The sequence below is a fragment of the Rhizobacter sp. genome (assembly GCF_031412075.1).
Lineage (GTDB): Bacteria > Pseudomonadota > Gammaproteobacteria > Burkholderiales > Burkholderiaceae_C > Rhizobacter.
In genome coordinates this window covers 1-4,619 of sequence record NZ_JANOCG010000302.1, presented here as the reverse complement: position 1 = coordinate 4,619, position 4,619 = coordinate 1, and the positions used below count along the sequence as shown (strand labels likewise).

The window sequence follows — 4,619 nt, the reverse complement described above, 5'->3', positions numbered from 1 at the left end:
CGTCAACACCACCACCAAGCTGATGCTGATGTCGCCTGCGTTCGAGACGCTGCGCGCAAAGCTCGTGGGCTGGCGCACCGCCAACTTCACCTTCGCCAGCCAGCGTGCCATCGAGCGCCTCGGCGCCAGGCGCGATGGCGTGTTGCGCCACCATGCCCTGCGCCGCGACGGAACCGTGCGCGACACCGTGATGTACAGCCTCACCGTGGGTGAATGGCCCGAGGTGAAAGCCCAGCTGCTGTACCAACTCCACAAGCCGCGCTGAGCGGCTTTTTTTAACCCTGAACCACCATGGCACAACGCAAAATACTCACCGTTGACGACATCTGGGCGCTAGACCGCATCGGCGGCCTGGCGCTTTCACCCGACGGCTCGCAAGCCGTGTGCTCGGTCGCCCGCTACGCGATGGACGAGAACAAGGGCTTCACCAGCCTGTGGCTGCTCTCCACCTTTGGCGGCACACCGCGCCAGCTCACGCACTGCGGTGAAAAGGACGGCCAGGCCGCCTGGTCACCCACCGGTGAGCGCATTGCCTTCGTTGCCAAGCGCGAACAAGAAGGCAAGAAAGACGACAGCCCCCAGCTCTACGTGATTGCGCCCGACGGTGGCGAGGCGCAGCGCATCAGCCGCTTCGCGCCCGGCATCGAGGCCTTCAAGTGGTTCCCCGACGGCAAGCGCATCGCCTTCATCGCCTGGGTCTGGCCCGAGCTGAAGGGCACGACGGCGCAGACCAAGCGCCACAAGGAGTTCAAGGACCGCAAGGAAAGCGCCTACGTCACCAGCGAAACGCAGTACCGCTACTGGGACCACAACCTGCCGATGGGCCGTGTGCCTCACCTGCATGTGCTGGACGTGGCCACCGGCCGCATCCGCGACCTGTTCGAAGGAACCGCCTACGAGCTGTCGCGTTACGAGCACAGCGCCGACGCCTTCGACATCTCGCCCGACGGCAAACACATCGCCTTTGCGCACGACCCCAGCGAGCCCAAGAAGATCGACAACTGCAGCGCCATCGCCGAGATCAACGTGCGCACCGGCAAGGTCGAGGCCCTGGTGCAAGACAAGGCCTGGAATTGCGAGGCCCCGCGTTACAGCCCTGATGGCCAGCACATCGCTTTCGTCACTGCCCACCAAGGCAAGCGCCATACCCAGCACCACCAGCTGGCCGTGATGGAGCGCGGCGGCAAACACCGCGTGTTGAGCGCGCAGTGGGATCACGAGGTCAACACGCCGCTGCGCTGGGCCCCCGAGGGCGAGGCCGTGTACTTCACCGCCGAAGACCAGGGCCAGCGCCACCTTTACCGCTTCGAGCTGAAAGACGGCACGCCCCGCGAGGCGGTGATGGGCGGCTGGGTGCAGCAGTTCGACGTGGCGGGCGAGACCCTCGTCACCGCTGCCGACGCGATGGACCACCCGGTGCGTGTGCACGCCCACCACGGCAGTGACCCCGCGCTTCGGCTCGAGTCGTTCAACGACGACAAGCTGAAGGCCTTTCGCCTCGGCCACCATGAGTCGGTGCAGGTGAACGGCGCGCTGGGCGAGCCGGTGCAGATGTGGCTCGTCTACCCGCCCGACTTCGACCCGAAGAAAAAGTACCCGGTGATGCACAGCATCCACGGCGGCCCGCACGCTGCGGCGGGTGACACCTTCCACTACCGCTGGAACAACCATGTGTTCGCGGCGCAGGGATACGTGGTGGCCTGCGTGAACTACCACGGCTCCAGCGGCTTCGGCTACCCCTTTCTCGACAGCATCACCCACCGCTGGGGCGAGCTTGAGTTGCAAGACGTGGAGGCCGCTACCGACTGGCTGCTCAAGAAGCCCTGGGCCGACAAGGCCCGCGTGTTTGCCACCGGCGGCAGCTATGGCGGCTACATGGTCGCGTGGATGAACGGCCACGTGAAGCCCGGGCGTTACCAGGCTTATGTGTGCCATGCCGGTTGTTTCGACTGGATGGCCATGTTCAGCGACGACGCCTTCACCTGGCACGCCAAGGACCTGGGCGCCTGGTACTGGGACGACCTGCCCAAGATCCTCTCGCAAAGCCCGCACGCGTTTGCCAAACACATGAAAACGCCCACCCTGGTGGTGCACGGCGCGCTCGACTACCGCGTGCCCGACCAGCAAGGCCTCGCCTACTACAACACCCTCAAGGCACGAGGCGTCGATGCACGGCTGGTGTGGTTCCCGGACGAAAACCACTGGATCCTGAAGCCGCGCAACTCGCAGCTTTGGTACGGCGAGTTTTTCAGCTGGCTGAAGAAGCACGACCCGGGCTCAGGTAAGGCGAAGAAGAACAAGGCCTGATCGCACACGCGAAGCGCTGTGCCCATCAAGCAACGCCCGCGGAACCGGCTTTGCCGGGCCGCCAGGCGGTGCCCCATGGGGGCAGGAGCGAAGCGACTGGGGGGCTCTCGCTACATCGAAAGGCTGAAGGCCAGGCCGACGCGGCGGTCGACCCAGCCGGCTCCATCGGGCAAGTGGCGGGCCCCCATGTCGACAGCCAACCGACGCGGTACCAGCCACCAGCGGGCGCCCACACGGTGCGCCTCGGTGCCGGCTTCGGAGCCGGCCCATTCGGCAAACAAGACACCCATCTTGCTGGGCCGCCACACACTGCTGACGGTGGCGCGGGTGCGCGCGGCGCCGGCATGTTCCAGGCCGAGGTTGGTGTGCACCGAAAGGTTGTCGACCACACGCACCAGACCGCCGACCGACACCGCCGTGCGCTCGGAGCGCAGGCTGCTGTCGCCCATGCCACGGCGCAGGCCCGCCCAGTCGAACTTGAGCGCGCCCATCAGCGAGTCGGCACGCACCGCCATCAAGGAGCTGAACTCGGCCCGCAGCAGGCTGGGGCCGGCATCGGCGGGCTGGGCGCGCGGGGTTTCGAGCTTCCAGCGGGCGCTCTCCAGACGGCAGGCACCCGATTGCATCGCCACATGCTGCGTGGCCGACACATCGCCAAACGCGGCCACCGGGCAATCAGGCAAACCGCCGGCCCAGGCAGGCGCACCCAAGAGCAGAAGCGCAGCTCCCGCCCCGTGCCACCCGCGTTTGATTCGTGTTGCCATGCTGAGCGTGATGGTGCGAGCGCACGCACACGGTGTCATGACAATGAGGCGGTAATTTGGTGACCTATTTGGCTGTTCGGCACTGGCCGTGCGCCAAGCCTGCGAATCGAACGCTACTGGCCGAGTTCGAAGCGGTCGCGCCCGAGCGACTTGGCGCGGTACATCGCCGCGTCGGCGCGCTTGAGCAGCAGGTCCACTTCGTCGTGCGGGCCTCGCCAGGCGGCCACGCCGGTGCTCACCGTCAGGCGCAACACCTCGCCCTGCCAGGCCCAGGGGCGGCGCAACAAGGCATCACGCAGCCGCTCGGCAGCGCTCACGGCCTCGGAGGCCGAGGTGCCCGGCAACATGACGATGAACTCCTCACCGCCGAAGCGGCCCACCCGGTCGATGTCACGCATCACCGTGCGCAGGATCTGTGCGAGATGGCGCAGCGCTTCGTCACCCGCCGCGTGGCCGAAACGATCGTTGATGCCCTTGAAGTAGTCGGCATCGATCATGAGCACCGCAAACGGCCGGTTGGCGCGGGTGGCGCGGCGTGCTTCGTCGCGCAGCAGGTCGTCGAGCGCACGGCGGTTGAGCAGCTCGGTCAGGCTGTCGTGGCGCGACAAGCGGCTCAGCTCGGTCATCAGGCGCGCGCCCACCAGGGCCACCAGCGTCAGGTGAAACACCAGCGCGGTGACCAGGAACACCACCGCCGACCCCTTGTTCAGCGCGCTGTTGGCCGTGATCTCGGCCACCACCGTGCTCGGTGCGGCGATCGCCCGGCCGCTGCGCACCAGGAACACCGCCGCCCCCAGCACCAGCGGCACCGCGAGCACGTAGCCCCATCGCAGCTCCAGCTTGCGGTGGGCGTAGGTGTACACGTCCCAGGCGGTGGCCAGGCACAGCAGTCCCAGCAGGCCCGAAATCACCGCGATCCGCATGGCGCCGTGCTCCGCCGCCATGCCAAACCAGGCCACGACCATCACAACGGCGAGCATCGAGGCATACCACCAGAGCGGAGCCGGCTGGCCCACGAACAGGCGCACACCGCGCTGCATGAGCATCATGCCGGCCACCACGCAGACGTTGCCCAGCGCGCGTGCTTCTTCACTGAGCGTCTGGGAGGCCGAGACAAAGAGCACCAGCGAAGCGCCGGTCAGCACGGCGTAACCTGCCCACTGGATCACCGAGCGCCGATCCAGCCTGAGCGCCACGGCGCTCACCCCCCAGCCCAGTGCGAGCACCGCCTGCTGGCAAGCCACCATCAAAAAGGCGGTTTCGGTCGCTGACAGGGTGGGCATGAAGACGAAGGGGGTTGCAGAGGTAAAGAAGACCGGCCGGAGACAGCCAGACGGCGCCGATCCTTATAGCATCGGGGCTTTCAAACCTGTCGCATGGGTTTGCGCACATCCGCACGCCATGCCTCAAAATCCGGCCATGCTGATCGACTTCTTCTACACCCTGCGCGCCGCCAAGCTCAAAGTCTCGGTCAAGGAGTACCTGACCCTGCTCGAAGCCTTGAAAGAGGGCGTGATCGACGACGAGTCGGGCCCCACGGTCGACAAG

Annotated in this window: 3 protein-coding genes and 1 pseudogene; 2 read left to right on the top strand and 2 right to left on the bottom strand. The window is 66.6% G+C overall.

The features are described from left to right. Together RMO40_RS11035 and RMO40_RS11030 are read left to right on the top strand one after the other, a co-directional pair. Positions 1-265 (top strand): annotated as a pseudogene (locus RMO40_RS11035) (GNAT family protein); the annotation flags it as partial. A gap of 26 nt (positions 266-291) precedes the next feature. After that, complete coding sequence (locus RMO40_RS11030) at positions 292-2,307, top strand: S9 family peptidase (protein WP_309720592.1); 2,016 nt, start codon at positions 292-294, stop codon at positions 2,305-2,307. Positions 2,308-2,417: 110 nt separating this feature from the next. Here RMO40_RS11030 and RMO40_RS11025 read toward each other — a convergent pair whose 3' ends face one another. Next, positions 2,418-3,017, bottom strand: coding sequence for a hypothetical protein (locus RMO40_RS11025; RefSeq protein WP_309720588.1), 600 nt, complete (start codon positions 3,015-3,017; stop codon positions 2,418-2,420). A 167-nt stretch (positions 3,018-3,184) separates the two neighbouring features. Next, positions 3,185-4,354, bottom strand: a complete 1,170-nt coding sequence (locus RMO40_RS11020) for a diguanylate cyclase (protein ID WP_309720586.1) — start codon at positions 4,352-4,354, stop codon at positions 3,185-3,187. Positions 4,355-4,619: the final 265 nt, after the last annotated feature.